At 64.9% G+C, this 18,612-nt stretch carries 20 protein-coding genes; 5 read left to right on the plus strand and 15 right to left on the minus strand.

The features are described 5' to 3' along the window. The first annotated feature begins 21 nt into the window (after positions 1-21). The 4 genes from ACQP1T_RS35180 (at position 22) to ACQP1T_RS35195 (ending at position 6,791) form a co-directional block, all read left to right on the plus strand. A complete protein-coding gene (locus tag ACQP1T_RS35180) occupies positions 22-972 on the plus strand; it encodes an RluA family pseudouridine synthase (protein ID WP_433757296.1) in 951 nt (316 codons plus the stop codon). 88 nt (positions 973-1,060) lie between these two features. After that, positions 1,061-1,804 (plus strand): lysostaphin resistance A-like protein, encoded by a 744-nt coding sequence (locus tag ACQP1T_RS35185; protein WP_433757297.1) that lies wholly within the window; start codon positions 1,061-1,063, stop codon positions 1,802-1,804. Positions 1,805-2,115: 311 nt separating this feature from the next. Further along, the gene (locus ACQP1T_RS35190; RefSeq protein ID WP_433757298.1) at positions 2,116-5,037 is read left to right on the plus strand and encodes a hypothetical protein; all 2,922 of its coding nucleotides are present in this window, start codon (positions 2,116-2,118) and stop codon (positions 5,035-5,037) included. A gap of 1,160 nt (positions 5,038-6,197) precedes the next feature. After that, a complete protein-coding gene (locus ACQP1T_RS35195) occupies positions 6,198-6,791 on the plus strand; it encodes a hypothetical protein (protein ID WP_433757299.1) in 594 nt (197 codons plus the stop codon). Positions 6,792-7,578: 787 nt separating this feature from the next. Here ACQP1T_RS35195 and ACQP1T_RS35200 read toward each other — a convergent pair. From ACQP1T_RS35200 to ACQP1T_RS35220, 5 genes are all read right to left on the minus strand, one after another. After that, positions 7,579-7,758, minus strand: a complete 180-nt coding sequence (locus tag ACQP1T_RS35200) for a hypothetical protein (RefSeq protein ID WP_433757300.1) — start codon at positions 7,756-7,758, stop codon at positions 7,579-7,581. 175 nt (positions 7,759-7,933) lie between these two features. Then, complete coding sequence (locus ACQP1T_RS35205; protein WP_433757301.1) at positions 7,934-10,105, minus strand: MMPL family transporter; 2,172 nt, start codon at positions 10,103-10,105, stop codon at positions 7,934-7,936. A gap of 41 nt (positions 10,106-10,146) precedes the next feature. Beyond that, a complete protein-coding gene (locus tag ACQP1T_RS35210; protein ID WP_433757302.1) occupies positions 10,147-10,593 on the minus strand; it encodes an EXLDI protein in 447 nt (148 codons plus the stop codon). A gap of 673 nt (positions 10,594-11,266) precedes the next feature. Then, positions 11,267-11,728 (minus strand): NUDIX domain-containing protein, encoded by a 462-nt coding sequence (locus ACQP1T_RS35215; RefSeq protein WP_433757303.1) that lies wholly within the window; start codon positions 11,726-11,728, stop codon positions 11,267-11,269. Between the two features lie 4 nt (positions 11,729-11,732). Then, positions 11,733-12,944, minus strand: a complete 1,212-nt coding sequence (locus tag ACQP1T_RS35220; protein ID WP_433757304.1) for a helix-turn-helix domain-containing protein — start codon at positions 12,942-12,944, stop codon at positions 11,733-11,735. A 130-nt stretch (positions 12,945-13,074) separates the two neighbouring features. On the opposite strand from ACQP1T_RS35220, the gene ACQP1T_RS35225 reads away from it, so the two are divergent. Further along, positions 13,075-13,548 carry a hypothetical protein gene (locus ACQP1T_RS35225; protein ID WP_433757305.1) on the plus strand — a complete coding sequence of 158 codons (474 nt, stop codon included), beginning with the start codon at positions 13,075-13,077 and terminating at the stop codon, positions 13,546-13,548. Positions 13,549-13,663: 115 nt separating this feature from the next. On the opposite strand, the gene rpsQ is transcribed toward ACQP1T_RS35225, so the two are convergent. Genes rpsQ through rplC form a run of 10 tightly spaced genes read right to left on the minus strand, consistent with a single transcriptional unit; the run spans position 13,664 to position 18,611 of the window. Beyond that, positions 13,664-13,945, minus strand: a complete 282-nt coding sequence (rpsQ, locus tag ACQP1T_RS35230; RefSeq protein WP_040686553.1) for a 30S ribosomal protein S17 — start codon at positions 13,943-13,945, stop codon at positions 13,664-13,666. Next, the gene (gene rpmC, locus ACQP1T_RS35235; protein ID WP_040686552.1) at positions 13,942-14,181 is read right to left on the minus strand and encodes a 50S ribosomal protein L29; all 240 of its coding nucleotides are present in this window, start codon (positions 14,179-14,181) and stop codon (positions 13,942-13,944) included. Before rpmC ends, rpsQ begins: the two co-directional genes overlap by 4 nt. Next, on the minus strand, positions 14,181-14,597 hold the full coding sequence (gene rplP / locus ACQP1T_RS35240; RefSeq protein WP_014349059.1) for a 50S ribosomal protein L16: 417 nt from the start codon (positions 14,595-14,597) through the stop codon (positions 14,181-14,183). The genes rpmC and rplP overlap by 1 nt, the downstream gene beginning before the upstream one ends. 3 nt (positions 14,598-14,600) lie before the next feature. After that, positions 14,601-15,410: a 30S ribosomal protein S3 gene (gene rpsC, locus ACQP1T_RS35245; RefSeq protein ID WP_040686551.1), complete on the minus strand. Its 810-nt coding sequence runs from the start codon at positions 15,408-15,410 to the stop codon at positions 14,601-14,603. Continuing rightward, on the minus strand, positions 15,411-15,809 hold the full coding sequence (gene rplV, locus ACQP1T_RS35250) for a 50S ribosomal protein L22 (protein WP_062983231.1): 399 nt from the start codon (positions 15,807-15,809) through the stop codon (positions 15,411-15,413). It lies immediately after the preceding gene. Then, positions 15,806-16,087 carry a 30S ribosomal protein S19 gene (gene rpsS, locus ACQP1T_RS35255; protein ID WP_040686549.1) on the minus strand — a complete coding sequence of 94 codons (282 nt, stop codon included), beginning with the start codon at positions 16,085-16,087 and terminating at the stop codon, positions 15,806-15,808. The genes rplV and rpsS overlap by 4 nt, the downstream gene beginning before the upstream one ends. Positions 16,088-16,102: 15 nt before the next feature. After that, on the minus strand, positions 16,103-16,939 hold the full coding sequence (rplB, locus tag ACQP1T_RS35260) for a 50S ribosomal protein L2 (RefSeq protein ID WP_433757306.1): 837 nt from the start codon (positions 16,937-16,939) through the stop codon (positions 16,103-16,105). Positions 16,940-16,972: 33 nt separating this feature from the next. Next, positions 16,973-17,278 (minus strand): 50S ribosomal protein L23, encoded by a 306-nt coding sequence (gene rplW, locus ACQP1T_RS35265; RefSeq protein ID WP_040686547.1) that lies wholly within the window; start codon positions 17,276-17,278, stop codon positions 16,973-16,975. Continuing rightward, on the minus strand, positions 17,275-17,949 hold the full coding sequence (gene rplD / locus ACQP1T_RS35270) for a 50S ribosomal protein L4 (RefSeq protein WP_040686546.1): 675 nt from the start codon (positions 17,947-17,949) through the stop codon (positions 17,275-17,277). Before rplD ends, rplW begins: the two co-directional genes overlap by 4 nt. After that, positions 17,946-18,611, minus strand: a complete 666-nt coding sequence (gene rplC / locus ACQP1T_RS35275) for a 50S ribosomal protein L3 (protein ID WP_040686545.1) — start codon at positions 18,609-18,611, stop codon at positions 17,946-17,948. The genes rplD and rplC overlap by 4 nt, the downstream gene beginning before the upstream one ends. Position 18,612 lies beyond the last annotated feature (1 nt).

Consider the following 18,612-nt stretch of genomic DNA (forward strand, 5'->3'; position numbering starts at 1 on the left):
CGCCGACTAAGGTCATCGGTGATGAGAAGAAGGCAGCAGCCGCCGTTGCCCAAGCGGCACGGCCTGGATCCGGCCCGGCTCCGCCTGCCGGAGCAGGGCGATTGGCCGACCATTCGGGACCATCTGGTGGACCGGCTGCCTCGCGTCCCCGCCGCGCGGATCGATGAACTGCTGGATGCGGGCGGAATCGTCGACCTATCCGGTCCGATCGCGGCGGACGCGCCGTATGTGCCGGGCGGCGCGGTCTGGTTCCATCGCGACCTACCCGACGAGACCGAAGTACCGTTCGATATCCCGATCGTCCACCGCGACGACGATCTGCTCGTCGTGGACAAGCCGCATTTCCTGGCGACGATTCCGCGCGGCCAGCACATTCTGCAAACGGCGTTGGTGCGGCTACGTCGCGAACTGGACCTACCCGATCTGATTCCGGCGCACCGGCTCGACCGCGTCACGGCCGGACTGGTGCTTTTCGTGATCAATCCGGCCCGGCGCGGTGCCTATCAGACGATGTTCCACAAGCGCACAGTGCGCAAAGAGTACGAGGCCATCGCCCCCTTCGATCCGAAGCTGACGCTGCCGCGGACGGTGCGCAGCCGGATCATCAAGGAGAAACAGATACTCGCCGCACAGGAGGTCGCGGGTGAGCCGAATGCGGAGACCTGGATCGAATTGCTGGAGCAGCGCGACGGACTAGGTCGCTATCGGCTGCGGCCGGTGACCGGTCGCACCCATCAGCTGCGATTACATATGAATGGGCTGGGCATCCCGATTCTCGGCGACGACTTCTATCCGGTACTCACCGACAAATCTGTGCACGACTTCACTCGGCCCTTGCAATTGCTGGCCGCATCACTCGAATTCACCGACCCGATCAGCGGCGCGCCGCGCCGGTTCGACAGCGCTCGGACGCTGCAGGCATGGGCGGATCCGCACGGCTGGCGGAGCGGCGTCAACGCCTCCGGTGCGTAGCGCGAAACAGGGTACGACCATGTTGATGACGCAAACCCCCGTAGCCGACCCCCGCGCGCCAGTTGCGGGCATCCGTAGACTGGGCCGGGTGCTTCACCAGGACCTCGACGAAGCGGCACCGCCCCGCCACAAACTGCACGCCTATCTCGACGTGGCCGTTGTGGTGATCGTCCTGGCCTGCACCAATCTGATCGCCCACTTCACCACCGCATGGGCGAGCATCCTCACCGTTCCGATCGCCGCGGTGGTACTGCTCGCGCTCATGCGCCGACGCGGACTCGGCTGGTCCGAGCTCGGACTCTCGCCCCGACACTGGCGGCGCAGCACACTCTGGGCGGTCGGTGCTGTCGGCCTGGTGCTCGCGGTGGTCGCGATCGGGGCGCTGTTGCCGATCACCCGGCCGTTCTTCCTCGCCGACCGCTACGCCACCATCTCCGGCGCACTCATCGCATCGATGATCGTCATCCCGCTGCAGACCGCGATTCCGGAGGAGTTGGCCTTCCGCGGTGTCCTGCACGGCACGCTCGACCGCGTCTACGGCGTCCGCGGCGTCTTCGCGGCAGGCTCGCTACTCTTCGGCCTCTGGCATATCGCCTCTTCCCTCGGCCTGACCACCAGCAACCGCGGCCTGAGCGGCTTCGTCGGCGGCGGCCCGGCTGGTCAGATCATCGGCATCCTGCTCGCCGTCGTCGCCACGGCCGCCGCGGGCTTCGTCTTCACCTGGCTGCGCCGCCGCAGCGGCAGCCTGCTGGCCCCCATCGCCCTGCACTGGTCGGTGAACGGCGCGGGCGCATTGGCCGCCGCCATCGTCTGGCACACCACCCTTACCTGAGCTGAATCCGCACAAGCCCACTAGTGCCGCGTCCAGATTGCTTGCTGCGCTATCCGCGTCCGGTAGCTCGCCGAGCGTAGGGATAGGGCGGTCGAATTCGCCGCGGGTGACCACCATTCGACTACGTTCGACGGGGTCCCCGGGCCCGAGCAGCGATACGGCACTGGCCTGCGATTCGCGCATTTGTTCGAGTTTTCGGGGGGCGGAGCATTGACCTCGGGCGGGTAGCGGTTTAATCTCGGTGCGATCACACATATGTTCGAGCATGTAGGTCTGCGTCGGTATGACACCTGCTCCTGGGAAGGCTCGCGATGCGCGACAAACAGTCGACCGGTAGGTCCGAGATTGCCGCATTGGCCGAGCGGGTCGCGAACGCGCGGGGTCGGTTGCCGCTGCAGGATGACGCGGCACTGGTGCAGGCGTTGTCGGATGCCGAGATCGATGCGGAACGTGAACTCGCGCAATGGGTTCGGGCGCAGCGACGGGGGCAACGCAAGCGGGCCGTCCAGGACGAACTGGCAGCCGAGAAGCGCAACCGGCGGACCATTTCCGCCATTCAGCGCGCCGATGACGCGGATGCGCGCTGGCATCGGCGCGCTTTGGCGGCGCGGCGGCGCGTCTCGAATCAGGATGCGCGCCTTGCCCAGTTGTACCGGCGGGCCGAATGGTCCTCGCGTGCGTTGATCGCCGTTGTGGTGCTCGGCATGGTGTGGGCCGGGGTCAATGTGCAGCACAATCTGGTGCCCAGCGGGAATATGGCGGATCCGCTGTACTGGTTGAGCTATGGGATCGAGGCGATGATCTCGATCCCGATCATCACGATCATGGTGGCCGCGACGACGGCCGCGCGCTGGGGCCGCGAACTCGACCGAGGCAAGGTCGTGTTCTTCGAAACGGCGTTGCTCGGCACCACCGTCGCGCTCAACGCGGGCCCGCATCTGGCCGCCGGAGCGTTCGGACAGGCCGCCGAATACGCGATCGCACCGGTCATGGTCGGCGTCGTTATCTGGTTGCACGCCTGGGTTTCCGCGCGATATGCCCTGCTCATCGATAGCGTTCCGATGGTCGAGGACGAACCCGAACTGCCGCCCCGGCATCGAGTCACCACCGAACGAGGCGCACCCATCGACACCTTCCACGACGAACCCACCGACCGTCGAGAATTGCTCGCCGCCAAGGGTTTCGATCCCCTGCTCGACCAGGCCGGAGTTCGCTTCCCGGTCGATATGGACACCCACGTCGCCGAGGCGGCGATGCGCGCCACACAACCCGACGCGGTTCCCGTCTCCCGCCTCGATTGCACGGAAACCCTGGTGTATCACGCGCAGAGCACCCGCTCGACCAACGGCCGTCTCACCCAACAGATCCCGAGCGAGACCTTCCACTCTGGTCACGCGGCGCGTACGTCGGGTCCGATCGATAACACCGCGCGGACCTTGGCCGACGCCAACGGCGCGCGGCCTGCCCATCCTTCGGCCACGAATGCCGTCGGCGAAAAGGCCTTTCACGCCTCCGAATTCGACCACCGCACCGCGAGCGCCAGTGGGAGCACGCCGCACGCCACCGCGCACCCGGCACCGCGGGGCACTCACGTCGGGCACACGCCTACCGCCACCAATGGATTCGAGCCCGATACCGCCCGCCCGCCTCTTGCCGCCCCAGGCTTCGAGCCCCGCGCCGCAGCGCAGCGTGCCGCCAACACTGCCGCCGGGCACATCGCCGACCCCGCACCCCAGACCATATCGAGGACTGCCGATGAGCACTCGACTCTTGCTGCGACCGGCTTCGAGCCCCAGACCGCTGCCGAAGAGCGCATAGCTTTCGCTGACACGGGGGTCCAGCATGGGACGGCAGCGCCGAATGCCGCCGACACCCGTGACGAGCACACGACATTCGCCGCCGGATTCGCCTCGCAGGACGCGTCAGGGACCGCTACCGATGAGCGCACGACATTCGCTGACACGGGCTTCGCACCTCGGACCGCAGCGCCCACTACCGCAAGCACCCGCGACGAGCACGCGCCAGTCGCCGCCGGATTCGATCCCCAGACCGCTGGTGATGAGCGCACGGCCGCAGGTTTCGAGTCCCAGGCAGCTGGACCGCAGACTGTCACCACTCGCGATGAGCAGACGACCACTGCCGCAACAGAATTCGATCCCCAGATCTCGGTGACTGCTACCGACGAGCGCACTTCTGGCGCCGCCATCGGTACTACGTCCGGGACTGCTGCTTCCGCTCAGGCCGGGGTCGCTGGCGACAACAGCGGCGGGACCCGCACGACACCTGCGGTCGCCGCCTCAGCTGCGGGCGATGGTGCGACTTCTCCTGCCACACGCATTGCGTCCGATACCCGGGACGAGCGCACGACCGCCCTCGCGACTGATGCCACAACCGCGGCTTCCGCTCGCCACGTGCGCTCCGCACGCGATGCGGGCGCGACTTCAGTTGCAGGACCGGCCGAGTCGCAGAGCATCGGCACCCGCCCCGCGGCACAGTCGCAGCTGAGCATCTTCGATACCGCGATCGTCGAAGCGAGTAACGGCGCCGTCGACGCAACTGCGGACCGGGCAATGGCCGACACGAGTCGCTCGACGGCATCCCGCGCCGCGGCGGGCACGGGCACGCCAGCTGACGCTCGCCACCCAGCGAATTCCAGCACCCGTACCGAAACCTCTTCGCGCACAAGCGCAGCAGCCGACGCTGCGCATACAGCGGGGTCGAACACTCGTGCCGAAACCCCCATGCGCGCAAGCTCACCCATCGAGCCCCAGCGTGCTACCCGCGGTTCCGCGACACCGACTCCTGCTGAACGAGTCACGCGGGCAATGGAGGTGCACCGCACTTCGAGCACCGACAATTCCACAACCGATTACGCGGATCAGACCACGGAATCCGATGCCGAGGTCGAGCAACTTGTTCCGGACGATGCGCCCCGTCGCACCACCAGTGAGGTGATCAGCGAAGTCGTGCAATCACTTTCGGCCGAGAACCTGCTGACCGAGAACCTCGGATCCGAAAGCGATGACATCGAAGTGTGGTCGGTCGCTCGCGCGATCGCAGGCCGCGGCCTCTCGGTCATCCCCGTAGAGCAACTCGCCGAAATCCTCATGCTCGCCGACCAATCCTGGACGCCCACCAGCATCGGCGCGGAGGTCGGCCTGTCCCGCACCGCCATCGCCCAAGTCCTGGAATTCGCCCGCCGAGTCCGCCGCCCCTACGCAATCAGCAGCTAGCCAGACCCCGCCGCCGCAGCCGTCAGCAGCACGGAACATCAGCAGCACGGAACATCAGCGGCACGGGGCAGCAGCAGCGGCGCGGGCGCGCCAGCAACGCCACCCAGCAGCGGCAGCGCGGGGCAGCAGCGGCAGCGCGGGGCAGCAGCGGCAGCGCGGGGCAGCAGCGGCAGCGCGGAGCCCTTCACCGTCGACGACTATCCGGATGCCTGGGACTATGTACCGGTGAAAGCTCAACTGACGTGCCGCTTTTCGCTCACCGTGAGCGGAAGTGCGCAGTCGGTCGAGTATCTGCTCGGCGGCTCGAGGACACGCTGCAGCTGTTCGAGTATGGCGCAGCAGCAGCGCGGAGCGCGGCATTCAGTGATCCCACTCACCACATACCCAGACCTGAAGCTCGCCAGGCGAATCCGCCGACCCGACGCAACCAGAATTAGCCAGACCTCGCCGCTGCGGCAGCAGCGCAGCGCGGCGCGGCGCGCGCGGTGGAAGCAATAGCACGAGGGCGGCAGCAGCAGCACGGGGCGGCAGCAGCAGCGGCAGCGCGGCTTTCGGTGATCCCACTCACCACGCACCCAGACCTGAAGCTCGCCAGGCGAATCCGCCGACCCGACACAACCAGAATTAGCCAGACCTCGCCGCTGCGGCAGCAGCACAGCGCGGCACGGTGCGGTGCGGTGCGATGCGATGCGATGCGATGCGATGCGGTGGAAGCAATAGCACGAGGGCGGCAGCGACAGCACGACACCTACCGACTGCTGCGACAGCCCAGCGAGAAGGTCTCACACCTCCTCCGATACCAGCGCCTCACGGCGCACCAAGGTCTCGCAATGAACATCAACCATCGGGGCGATCGCTCGAGCTGCGGCATACGGGGATCCGTACTCATCCAGGGCGCTCGAGGGCCAGACGCACAGCCTTCTCCCGAACCTCGGGCCGGGTAACGCTTCGACAGGATGGAGACCATCGTCCACAAGACTGCAAGCGGCCCCAATCCCGACGATTCAGTTCGCCTTGTCGGTTCGACACGCTGTTACCAACGTTCATGGTCAACAGGCCTCGCTGCGGACCAGCGCCCCTGTTGCGGCGAGGCAAATCTTGGTAGATGATCCCATTTGAGAGCGATGCTCTCAAATGGGATCAATGCTCACGGAGGTATCGTGCGTTTTACATTCATCGCCGCAATCTGCTACTCGGCAGCGTGGGTCATCGGGCTGACGTTCGGTCCGGCTAGCGTTCCGGTAAGTGCGACGAACACCGAGATCGCGGCCGCTTACGAGGCTCAGCCTGGCGGGTTCGCAATGCAGTCGTTCTTCGTGCATGGACTCGCGGGCGTGCTGCTGGCGGTCGTCGTTATCGGGCTGCGTGGTCGATTGACAGGCGTCGCCAAAGCCATTGCCACAACGGGAGGTTTGGCAGCAGTGGGCGCCTCTTTGACGCAGTTCGGAGTCGAGGTGGCGCTGTCGGCCACAGCGACTCCGGTGTTGTTCGAGCTGACCACCCGACTGGATGGGTTGAAGATGTTTGCGCTGGCTGCGTTGGCAGCAGGCGCGTCGCTGCGGCGTCGCGATGTTGTCGCGTATCTAGGCATGGTTCTCGCGGCTGCGCTGGCAGTGTCCGGGGTCGGCTATCTAGCGATGTATCAGCCTTTGGCTGCCGCCGCATACGTTTCGGGTGTCCTCCTGCTGCTTTGGGTGCCGGTGGCCGCCTATCGAGTGCCGATGCCTGCAAGCCGCGTATTGGTCCATTCGTGAGTATGTCCACTAGCACCAGCGACGGTCGATTTGATTTACGACGGCAATGTGCTGCGTGATGCCGGAATCTCCAGTCCGGTGCCGGTGCTGTCGGCGCGAGCGAAATATGGAGACCGTCAATGAGCAGTCAATTCCGATACCTGTCGAGTTCGTCCCGCCTGATCGATGACAACCGGAAACCCGCAAGCCACGCCCGGTGGTCCCATAACTGGCAAAACCGCTAGTCAGATGGTCCCATCAGTGCCAAACGGGTGATCCCATCCTCATGGCAAAACCGGCTCCGAAGTGGTCCTATTCTCCTGGCAGCAGACAGACACGGCGCAGCGTTCGGTGATCCCGCTCACCGCAAACCCAGGTCCTGGAATTCGCCAGGCGTGTCCGCCGCCCTACAACCAGCGGCTAGCCAGACCTTGCCGCTGCGGCCGTAAGCAGCGCGACGCCGCGTGGCAGAAACAGCAGCGCGGCGTGGCAGCAGCGCGGCGTGGCAGCAGCGCGGCGTGGCAGCAGCACGGCGTGGCAGCAGCACGGCGTGGCAGCAGCACGGCGTGGCAGCAGCACGGCGTGGCAGCAGCACGGCGGGGAAGCAACGCGACGTGGCGGAAGCAGTAGCACGGCGGCGGGCAACGACAGCGCGGGGCGGCGTTCGGTGATCCCCGCTCACGCATACCTAGTGACTGCCTCACATAGGTTGCACCATGTGCGAGGTAGTCACTAAGTATGCGACACGAGCATCGAAGGCAACGAGAAAGGCCGCCCGACTTGGAAATTCCAAGTCAGGCGGCTCTTGTCACTCGACGGGTGGGCTACCGGCGTTCCTCGGAAGCCGCTGCCCGTAGTTGTTGTACGCATCCGAATAGGCATCCTGATCCCGGCGCGGCGGCAGCATCAGCACGGGCGCGCCAGCAACGCCACGCGGCAGCGGCAGCAGCGACCGCGCGGACGCGGCGCGGCGTTCGACGTACCCCACTCACGCAAACCCAGTGACTACCTCACATAGGTTGCACCATGTGCGAGGTAGTCACTAGGTATGCGACACGAGCGTTGAGGGCAACGAGAAAGGCTGTCCGACTTGGATATTCCAAGTCGGACAGCCTTGTCACACAGTGGCTGGGCTTACCGGCGTTCTCTGGAAGTCGCTGCCCTTAGTTGTAGTACGTATCCGAGTAGGCGTACTGATCCGGGCGCGCATCCTGGGACTTCCTTCCGGGTTCACCCTTCGAATCGCGGTCTCCGTGTCCTGGCCACCAGGCGCGGTGCCCGATCAACGCCGTTGCGGCTGGGGTGAAGAACATGGCCATGACGAATGCGGCGATGGCGATGCCGACCGAGATCGCGAAGCCCATCTGCGACAGGACATTGTTGCCTGCCAGCATCATCGAGGCGAAGGTGCCCGCCAGGATCACACCGGCAGCGGCGACGGTCGGGCCGGTGTGGCGGACCGCGAGGGCCGCGGCCTGTTTCGGCTCGTTTCCGGCTCGCGCCTCCTCACGTAGGCGAGCGACCATCAGAATGTTGTAGTCGGTGCCGAGTGCCACCACGAACAGGTACATGATCACCGGCAGGGTGAAGATCAGTCCGGAATTGCCCTGGAAGTGCTGGAAAACCAGCACCGCTGCACCGAGCGTCGCGGCGAAGCCGAGGAAGACCGAGGCCATCAGATACCACGGCGCTACCAGACTGCGCAGCAGCAGCGCGAGCACGATCATGATGAGGATCGCCGCCACCGGGAACACGATCTTGTAGTCGTGCACCATCGCATCCTGGAAGTCGACGTACACCGACGAGATGCCACCCACCGCAGCGGTAGTGCCCGCGGGTGCCGCCGAATGCGCGGCATCGCGCAGCGGACCGCGAACCGTATCGAGCGCGGCATCCGATTCGGGTGCACCATCGAGGGTCACCTGGAAGTCGGCGGCCAGTCGATCACTCGATACCGTCGGCGTCCCAACCTGATTCACGCCCGGCACCGCGGCGAGCACGGCACGGTAGGCGGTGAGCTGGTCATCGTCGAGCGGTGCGCCGGTATCCGAACGCAACAGCACCTCGGACGGCTGGGTCGAACCGGCGGGCATGCCCTTGAGCAATTCCTTGTTGTAGACCGTCGATTCGGAGGAATCCGAGGTCGAGCCCGAACTCAGATCGAATGTCGGGTGGAAGCCGAACGCCAACACGCCGAGGGCGACCAGCACACCGCCGGACACGGCCGCGAACGCACCGGGCCGCCGCCCCATCGCCGCGCCGATCGCACCGAAGCGCGCACCCTTCGGCTCCTGCTGCCACGCCTTGGACGGCCAGAACACTTTGGTGCCCAACAGCGAAACCACGGCGGGCACCAGCGTGAGTCCGGCCACCAGCGCCACCGCGACCGCGATCGCCAGCGCCGGACCGAGCGCACGGAACATGCCGAGTGTCGACAGGACCAGCGCCATGAATGCGATGATCACCGCACCCGCCGCCGAGGTGATCGCCTCGCCGACCTTGGTGACCGCACTGACCATCGCGGTCTTCGGATCCTCACCGGCGCGCAGGCGCTCCCGGTACCGGAACATCAGGAACAGGATGTAGTCGGTGCCGACACCGAACAGCACAACCAGCAGAATGGAATTCACCGAACTGTCGACCTTCAGATCGAAGGCCTTGCTGACCATCGCGATCAGACCGCCGACGGTGCCCGAGATCGCACCGATCACGACGATCGGCAGCAGCGCGATCACCGGACTGCGGAAGATGATCAGCAGCAGAACCAGAATCAGCACCACCGTCGCGATACCGATTATGGCCATACCCTTTTCGCCGGATTCGGTCTGATCCAGCATCTGCGCCGCCTGACCGGTGACGCCCGCCTTCAGATCCGTGCCCTGCACCTGATCTCGCAATGCAGTCCGCAGTTTCTTGACCGCATCGCTCTGCATGGTGTCGCCCGCATTGGTCACCTTCGTCATCTGCACGGCGGCGATCTGCACCAAGCGGTTCTCCGACGCTGGAACGGCCTGGATGCCGATGACGTCTTTGATTCTCGCGTCATCGAGCTTCGACGCGATCGCCGTCACGCTCGCCGAATCGGCCTCGGATAGCGGTGCGCCGTCCGACCGGACGAAGACCAGTAGCGCGGCGGGCGCCTGCTGCTGCGGAAATGCCTTCTGCTGCAATTGCATTGCCTGAATCGACTCGTAATGCGATGGCAGGAATTCGGATTGGTCGGTGGTCGATTTCAGTTGCGGCGCCGAGGCAACCACCGCGATCACGATGAACAGCCAGAGACCGATCACCTTCCACGGGTTGTGCACAACGAGCGCGCCCAGTCGAGCGAACATGTGGGAGAGTTCCTTTCGAGGTCCGAGCGAGCGGACCGGTCTCAGATGTCGAGTTCGTCGATCTTCGGACTCGCCTCGATGTCGACGAGTTCGCGGTAGATGCGGGCCGGAATCCGTCCGGCGAGTTCCTCGACCGAGTCGACGATGTCCACCGTGTAGTCGCCCCAGGTCTGGTCGTCGACGTCGAACATCTCGCGCCAGTCCTTCAGATCCCTGGTCCAGTTCGTGAATGCGAAGTCCATCCAGTCGGCTTGCTGCCTGTGCACAACGTATTTGCCCTTGCGGCTCAGGTAGACCCGGATCACCGCGATTCCCGACTTGGTGAATTCCCGCGCCGCACCGAGCTTGCGCCCGACGAAGCGCTGCCTGTGCAGGCCACCGGGCCCGGTCTTGAGCAGCACGTCGCGCATCTCCGATGCGCTCTTGTCGATATTGATCGTGACCACCTCCGAAGCGCTGTCGGCCGGTGTTTGTGAATCAGCGTTCATGATTCCCCGTCTCATAAATAGATATGCAATACAGCATGGGATCGACGCCAGCGGACCCGATTCGGTCCGCCGCGGCGAGTTGATCTGTTGCTTCCGGTCACCTGACCCGCCGGCGACCGTCGGAAATCACTATAAGTAGATGTATACGTATAACGCAAGACCTGCGTCGAGCGGCTTCGGATCAACCTCGCGAGCTACCCCTCCCGGTCGGCGCGCTGCATCGCCTCGACCAGCAGCGACAGCCGGACTCCGAGCACCGTTGCCGCCACGAAGCCTTTCGAGATCCGCTCGCGTCGATAGCGACACCGCAGCGGAACCTGCCGATGCCGAGCTTCATTGCGATGCCGTGCCAGCCGATCGCCTCATCGCACAGGAACGATCCGGCTCAACAGGCCGACGGATGCGACAAGTATTGGGGCACAAAGCCTCCAGCAATGCGCCCACTCACGCCCAGCGAGAGCGGACCGACGCCGAAGCGCATCGCTATGGTGACAGCGCCCAGTACGGGGCAGCACATACGTCGAATGGACCGCCGCAGCGCGCCGTAGACGAGCCCGCCACGCCAAACGACCACGCCGAGCCACCCCTGCGCACCGAACTCGCGAATTGCGCACCTACACAAAAACTCTCGCCGATACCAGCGCGCAACCAAGCGGCCGGATCACATCGGTCACTACGGCGCGGGCTCACCGTGTTCGAGGTAGACGGTGCGGCTCACGGAGCGCGCGATATGCGCTTGACGTAGTCGGCGAGCGAGTCGCGGAATCAAATAGTCATCGAGTTTTGCCAAGGGAACCCAGGCCCAACGGTCGAGTTCGGCCTCCTGAAGAGTGATTGCCGGCTCATCGGATCCGAGATCGCCGCAATCGAAAACATAGAGAATTTTGTCGCCATCGGTTTCGCTCGGCGCCCAATCGTGAACAAGCAATTGCTTTGGCGCACGGTCGATTCCGAGCTCTTCACTGATCTCGCGACGGCAGGCCGCACCCGGCGACTCCCCGGGCTCGACATAACCGCCGGGAATATCCCAACCATTGCCGTAAATCTTGTGCACCAATAAAATCTCGTCGCCGCGCACGAAAAGCGCTCCCGCCGCCAGACGTGCGCGCGCAAACAGATTGTCCTCGTCGGTCATTGATTCACCTCACGACCTGCATTCGTCGGGCCAAGGCTTGCAAGACGAACGAAGGACTGCCGTGCGCGTTGCGCATCCAGGTGAGTACGAGTTGTCGGCTGAGGTAATGGTGGCGAACTTGTTCTGGGGCCGCCTGCTCGGCGTCGAGCAGCGCCGATACCGAATCCTGTTGGCGGCCCGCCAGATTGAATGCGCGAGCAAGCTCGAGTTGGTGCCGAATCCGCCGCTCCACCGGGAGGGCGGAGGTATCAAGACCAGGACCCAATCGCAGCGCGATCTGCACATCTCCGAGTTCCATCGCGGTATTGACTCGATGGATCGCGACATTGGTGGGTCCGAACGCCGTCCACAGGCAGTTCCGATCACCGCCCAACTTCGTCGCGGCCGACTCCGCCTCGGCCAGAAACTCCTGCACGGTGTCACGACGATTGCTACGCGCGGCCGCCATCGAGCCGACCAGCAGCAATGTTCCGTACACCGACAACATGTCGTCCCTGCCCTCACGCAGGTACGGCTGCAGGTAGGCCGCCCCGGCTTCGACCAGGTCGACAGCGGGTTGCACACGGCCGGTCGACATCACCGTGAAAGCGACGGATCGCATCAGGGAACCGACAATCGCGAGGTCATCGGTCCGCTGAGCCGCAGCGAGACCTCGTTCCGCGGCATTCCAAGCCAAATCGGTTTCACCGAGTTTGGTCAACACCGAGGCCGCCACCTGATAGCACAGCGCCAACAGCCGATACCCGGATTCGTCCGCATCGCGCTGGGCGACCGCCAGCGCGGCGGACAACAGGCCGGGCAATCGACCCGCGACAAATCCGAACCTGGCGCCCTGATAGGCATCGAAGACACCAGACAGCTCCCGTTCGAGTGCCGGGAGTCGAAACGTGTCCGGATCACGAGCGGGCGGCACCGGCGCGGGCATCAAATGGCTGTAGTCCATCAACGCGGCCCGGAGTGCCGGAATGGTCGAAGTCCCGCTGTCGGTGGTCCATTCCAACAGACTCGGATCACCGATCAAATCCCCCAGTGAAACATCCAATGCGTCTGCGAGTAGGCGGATCGCCGATAAACGGTCCAGCGGAATCCGATTGTTCTCGACCTTGCTCATCCAATCGTCTGTCCGCCCGACAAGTCCGGCTAGCACGTCTTGGGACATACCGCGACGCCGTCGATACCAAGACACCCGCTCACCGATGGTGAGGTTCTGGGTCATTCCGCGCACAACACAATCTTCCGACTCGGCTGGGCAACGATCCCGGAAAGATATTCCGGGCATACATCTGATTCGGCCTCAGGCTACTTGCAAAACCAACGACATCAGTGCTGAACGGGACAAGGCCACCGTGGACACCGAGGAACTCGAGAGCGTCGTCGATTGGGCGGACTACTACCGCCGACAGTTTCATCTCCCAGCCGAGGAACGTGGCGGTTACGTCATGCTGCCGGTGACGAACCATTTGGGCATCATCCACATGCCCAAGCTATTGGCGGAAAAGGTCCGGGTTTCCTTGGTACAGCAGGGCACACTCGGTCCATTGCTGGCGCGGCAGATTCGCTGGACCTTCCTCGCGGCCGTGGACTACTCCCCCGGCAATCAAGTCCGGGAACTGTTGGCGCGCAAAAACATTTGTGTGCCGGTAGTAGGCAGCGCGCTGATGATCCCGACCGGCCTCGGGCGCTGGACCCGCGAAGGCGCGCACTGGATCAATCCACCGAACCGCGATCAACTGCTGCCGATGCTGTCGACTGTCATCAGCGCCACGCTGGCATCGATATCCGATCGAAGTTATCGACCGGTTCCACCGCGGGCCGGGTAAATAATCCGATTCTTGCCGAAATGAAAAGGGCCCGCTTCCCAAATGGGAAGCGGGCCTTTGCTTTACAGCCGGATAAAGCTGACCGTTTCGAGCGACCTGCAAGCAGTCGCTACGGTTACTTGGCCTTCTCCAGCACCTCGACGAGGCGCCAGTGCTTGGTGGCCGACAGCGGGCGGGTCTCCATCAGCTGGACGCGGTCGCCGACACCGGCGATCTCGTTCTCGTCATGCGCCTTCACCTTGGTGGTGGAGCGAATGATCTTGCCGTAGAGCTTGTGCCGCGTGCGGTCTTCCAGCTCGACCACGATGGTCTTGTTCATCTTGTCCGAGACCACGTAACCGATGCGGACCTTACGGGTGCCGCGCTTGACCTCGGGGGTCACTTTCTCTTCACTCATGCCGCATCTCCCTTACCAGCGGGTGCCGAGGCCAGGCCGAGCTCACGCTCGCGCATGACCGTGTAGATGCGCGCGATCTCGTGACGCACGACGCGCAGGCGACGGTTGTTGTCCAACTGACCCGTCGCCATCTGGAAGCGCAGATTGAACAGCTCTTCCTTCGACTCGCGCAGGCGGGCGACGAGCTCCTCTTCGTTGAGCTCGCGGAGCTCTGCGGCCGGTGTACCGGTAGCCATCAGAACTGCTCCTCCCTGGTCACGATCCTGCACTTCATGGGGAGCTTGTGCATCGCGCGGCGCAGCGCCTCACGAGCGATCTCCTCGTTGGGGTAACTCATTTCGAACATCACGCGTCCGGGCTTGACGTTCGCGACCCACCACTCCGGCGAACCCTTACCGGAACCCATGCGGGTTTCGGCGGGCTTCTTGGTGAGCGGGCGATCCGGGTAGATGTTGATCCAGATCTTGCCGCCACGCTTGATGTGGCGGGTCATCGCGATACGCGCGGACTCGATCTGCCGGTTGGTGACGTAGGCGGGCTCGAGAGCCTGGATGCCGAATTCACCGAACGCGACCGAAGTGCCGCCCTTGGCCATGCCGCTGCGGCTCGGGTGATGCTGCTTCCGGTGCTTGACCTTCCGTGGCATCAACATGCGTCAGCCCTCCTGTGTTTCTGCCGGGGCGTCGGCAACCGCGGTAGCAGCGCCGGCGCGTCCGGCCTCGGTGCTGGTCGCGGTGGTGCCTGCGGAACCGGACCGACGCGGGCGGCTCGGCCGCTCCCGGCGCTCGCGGCGGTCACCAGCTGCGGGCGCGGCCGCGGCCGTGACCTCACGCTTGCCACCGACGATGTCGCCCTTGTAGATCCAGACCTTCACGCCGATGCGACCGAAGGTGGTCTTGGCCTCGTAGAGGCCGTAGTCGATGTCCGCGCGCAGCGTGTGCAGCGGGACGCGACCCTCACGGTAGAACTCCGAGCGCGACATTTCGGCGCCGCCGAGGCGGCCCGAGCACTGCACCCGGATGCCCTTGACGTTCGGCGAACGCATGGCCGACTGGATGGCCTTGCGCATCGCGCGACGGAACGCCACACGGTTGGACAGCTGCTCGGCGACACCCTGGGCAACGAGCTGCGCATCCGACTCGGGGTTCTTGACCTCGAGGATGTTCAGCTGCACCTGCTTCTTGGTGAGCTTCTCCAGTTCGGCGCGAATGCGATCGGCTTCGGCGCCGCGGCGACCGATGACGATGCCGGGACGCGCGGTGTGGATGTCGACGCGAACCCGGTCACGGGTGCGCTCGATCTCCACCTTGGAGATGCCCGCCCGCTCCATGCCGGTGGCGAGGAGCTTGCGGATGGCGACGTCTTCCTTCACGTAGTCCGCGTACTGCTTGTCCGCGTACCAACGCGACTTCCAGTCGGTGGTGATACCGAGGCGGAAGCCATGGGGATTGATTTTCTGTCCCATTTACTTTGCCCCTCCCTTCCGGCGGCTGCGAGCAGCACCGGCGGTGGGCACGCTCTCGACCTCGATGGTGATGTGGCTGGTGCGCTTGCGAATCCGGAACGCGCGGCCCTGGGCCCGCGGCTGGAAACGCTTCATGGTCGCGCCCTCGTCGACGTAGGCGGTCGAGATGACCAGTGTGGCCGGGTTCAGGCCGAGGTTGTTCTCGGCGTTGGCCGCGGCACTGGCGACGACCTTGGCGACCGGCTCGCTCGCGGCCTGTGGCGCGAACTTCAGGATCGCGAGGGCGTCCTCGACCCGCTTGCCGCGGACCAGGTCCACGACACGGCGAGCCTTCATCGGGGTGACGCGAACGTGCTTGGCGGTCGCGCGCGCAGTCGGATTCTGAGTCTCAGTGGTCATCGCCGCTTGCTCTTCCGATCTTCCTTGACGTGGCTCTTGAACGTCCGGGTGGGCGCGAACTCACCCAGCTTGTGGCCGACCATGGACTCCGAGACGAACACCGGCACATGCTTGCGGCCGTCGTGGACGGCGAAGGTGTGACCGATGAAATCGGGGATGATGGTCGAACGGCGGGACCAGGTCTTGATGACCTGCTTGCTGCCCTTTTCGTTCTGTACGTCCACCTTCGCGAGGAGGTGGTCGTCGACGAACGGGCCCTTCTTGAGGCTGCGTGGCATTTCTTACCTCCTCCTTCAGCGCTTCTTGCCGGTCTTGCGACGGCGGACGATGAGCTTGTCGCTCGGACGGTTGGGCTTGCGGGTGCGGCCTTCCGGCTGACCCCACGGCGAGACCGGGTGGCGACCACCGGAGGTCTTGCCTTCACCACCACCATGCGGGTGGTCGACCGGGTTCATCACGACACCACGGACCGTGGGGCGGCGACCCTTCCAGCGCATGCGCCCGGCCTTACCCCAGTTGATGTTCGACTGTTCGGCGTTGCCGACCTCGCCGACGGTGGCGCGGCAGCGCACGTCGACGCGACGGATTTCACCGGAGGGCATACGCAGCGTGGCGTAGGGGCCTTCCTTACCGAGCAGCTGGATGCTCATACCGGCCGAGCGGGCCAGCTTGGCGCCGCCGCCCGGACGCAGCTCCACCGCGTGGATGGTGGTACCGGTCGGGATATTGCGCAGCGGCAGGTTGTTACCCGGCTTGATGTCGGCCGTCGGGCCGGACTCGATCGGGGTGCCCTGCGTCACGCCCTTGGGGGCGATGATGTAGCGCTTCTCGCCGTCGCGGTAGTGCAGCAGCGCGATGTTGGCGGTGCGGTTCGGGTCGTACTCGATGTGCGCGACCTTGGCCGGGATGCCGTCCTTGTCCAGGCGACGGAAGTCGATCAGACGGTAGGCACGCTTGTGGCCGCCACCGCGGTGCCGGGTGGTGATGCGACCGTGGGCGTTGCGGCCACCCTTGCTGTGCAGCGGGCGGATCAGCGACTTCTCGGGAGTCGACCGAGTGATCTCAGCGAAGTCCGAGACGCTGGAGCCACGACGGCCCGGCGTAGTCGGCTTGTACTTACGGATTGCCATGAGTTCTTCTCTGCTTTCTGGATTCCCAGGCGCTTACGCGACCGGGCCTCCGAAGATCTCGATGGGCTTGCTGTCGGCCGAGATGGTCACGAGCGCGCGCTTGGTGTCCTTGCGCTTGCCGTAACCGAAGCGGGTCCGCTTGCGCTTGCCCTGACGGTTGGCGGTGTTGACGCTGGTCACCTTCACACCGAAGACCTTCTCGACGGCGATCTTGATCTGCGTCTTGTTGGAATCCGGGTGCACGATGAAGGTGTAGGTACCTTCCTCGATCAGTCCGTAGGACTTCTCCGAGATGACCGGCGCCAGCAGAATGTCGCGGGGGTCGGCGATCGTGGTCACTTGCTCTCCTCCTGTGCGGATTCGGCGGGGCCGTGCACGAAGGCGTTCAAGGCCTCGACGCTGAACACCACTTCGTCGCTCTCGAGCACGTCGTAGGTGTTGAGCTGATCCGGCGCGATCGGGTGCACGAACTCCAGGTTCTGCACGCTCTTCCAGCCCGCGATGTCCTCACGTCCGAGGACGAGCAGGAACTTCTTCCGGTCCGACAGCTCGGACAGGAACGACTTCGCGGTCTTGGTCGACGGGGTCTGACCCGAGACCAGTTCGGTGATCACGTGGATGCGCTCGTTGCGCGCACGATCCGAGAGGGCGCCACGCAGCGCGGCGCGGATCATCTTCTTGGGGGTGCGCTGGCTGTAGTCACGCGGCTGCGGACCGTGCACGGTGCCACCACCGGTGAACTGCGGCGCACGGGTCGAACCCTGGCGGGCGCGGCCGGTGCCCTTCTGGCGGTACGGCTTCTTGCCACCACCGGAGACCTCGCCGCGCGTCTTCGTCGCGTGCGTGCCCTGGCGTGCGGCGGCGAGCTGCGCGACGACGACCTGGTGCATCAGCGAGATGTTCGCGGTGGCATCGAAGATCTCCGCGGGGAGCTCGACGGTGCCGTTGGTCTTGCCGCCGAGTTCCTTGACCGGGAGGGTCAGGTTGGTCTTCTTCTCGACGCTGGTCATGCGTGCGCACCACCCTTCACTGCGCTCTTGACGGTCACGACGCTGCCCTTGCGACCCGGGATCGCGCCCTTGATCAGCAGCAGACCGTTCTCGGCGTCCACCTTGTGAACCGAGAGGTTCTGCGTGGTGACGCGGTCGTTACCCATACGACCCGACATGCGCATGCCCTTGAACACGCGGCCGGGGGTGGCGCAGCCACCGATGGAACCGGGACGACGGTGCACCGCCTGGGCGCCGTGCGAGGCGCCCTGACCACGGAAGCCGTGGCGCTTCATGGTGCCCGCGAAACCCTTGCCCTTGCTGGTGCCGGTGACGTCGACGTAGGCGCCCTCTTCGAAGACATCGGCGTTGATCTCCTGGCCGACCTCGAAGGTGGAGGCGTCCGCGACCCGGATCTCGGCGACGTGGCGGCGCGGAGTGACACCGGCCTTGGCGAACTGACCGGAAACCGGCTTGTTCACCTTGCGCGGGTCGATGGCGCCGAAGGCGACCTGGACGGCGCTGTAGCCGTCGCGCTCCACGGTGCGGATCTGGGTAACGACGTTCGGTCCGGCCTTGATGACGGTCACGGGGACGACGCGGTTCTTGTCGTCGAACACCTGGGTCATACCGAGCTTGGTGCCCAGGATGCCCGCCGCTGGCCTGTTCTTGTTGTCAGTCATG

It is taken from the genome of Nocardia sp. CA-135398 (assembly GCF_050955845.1).
GTDB lineage: Bacteria > Actinomycetota > Actinomycetes > Mycobacteriales > Mycobacteriaceae > Nocardia.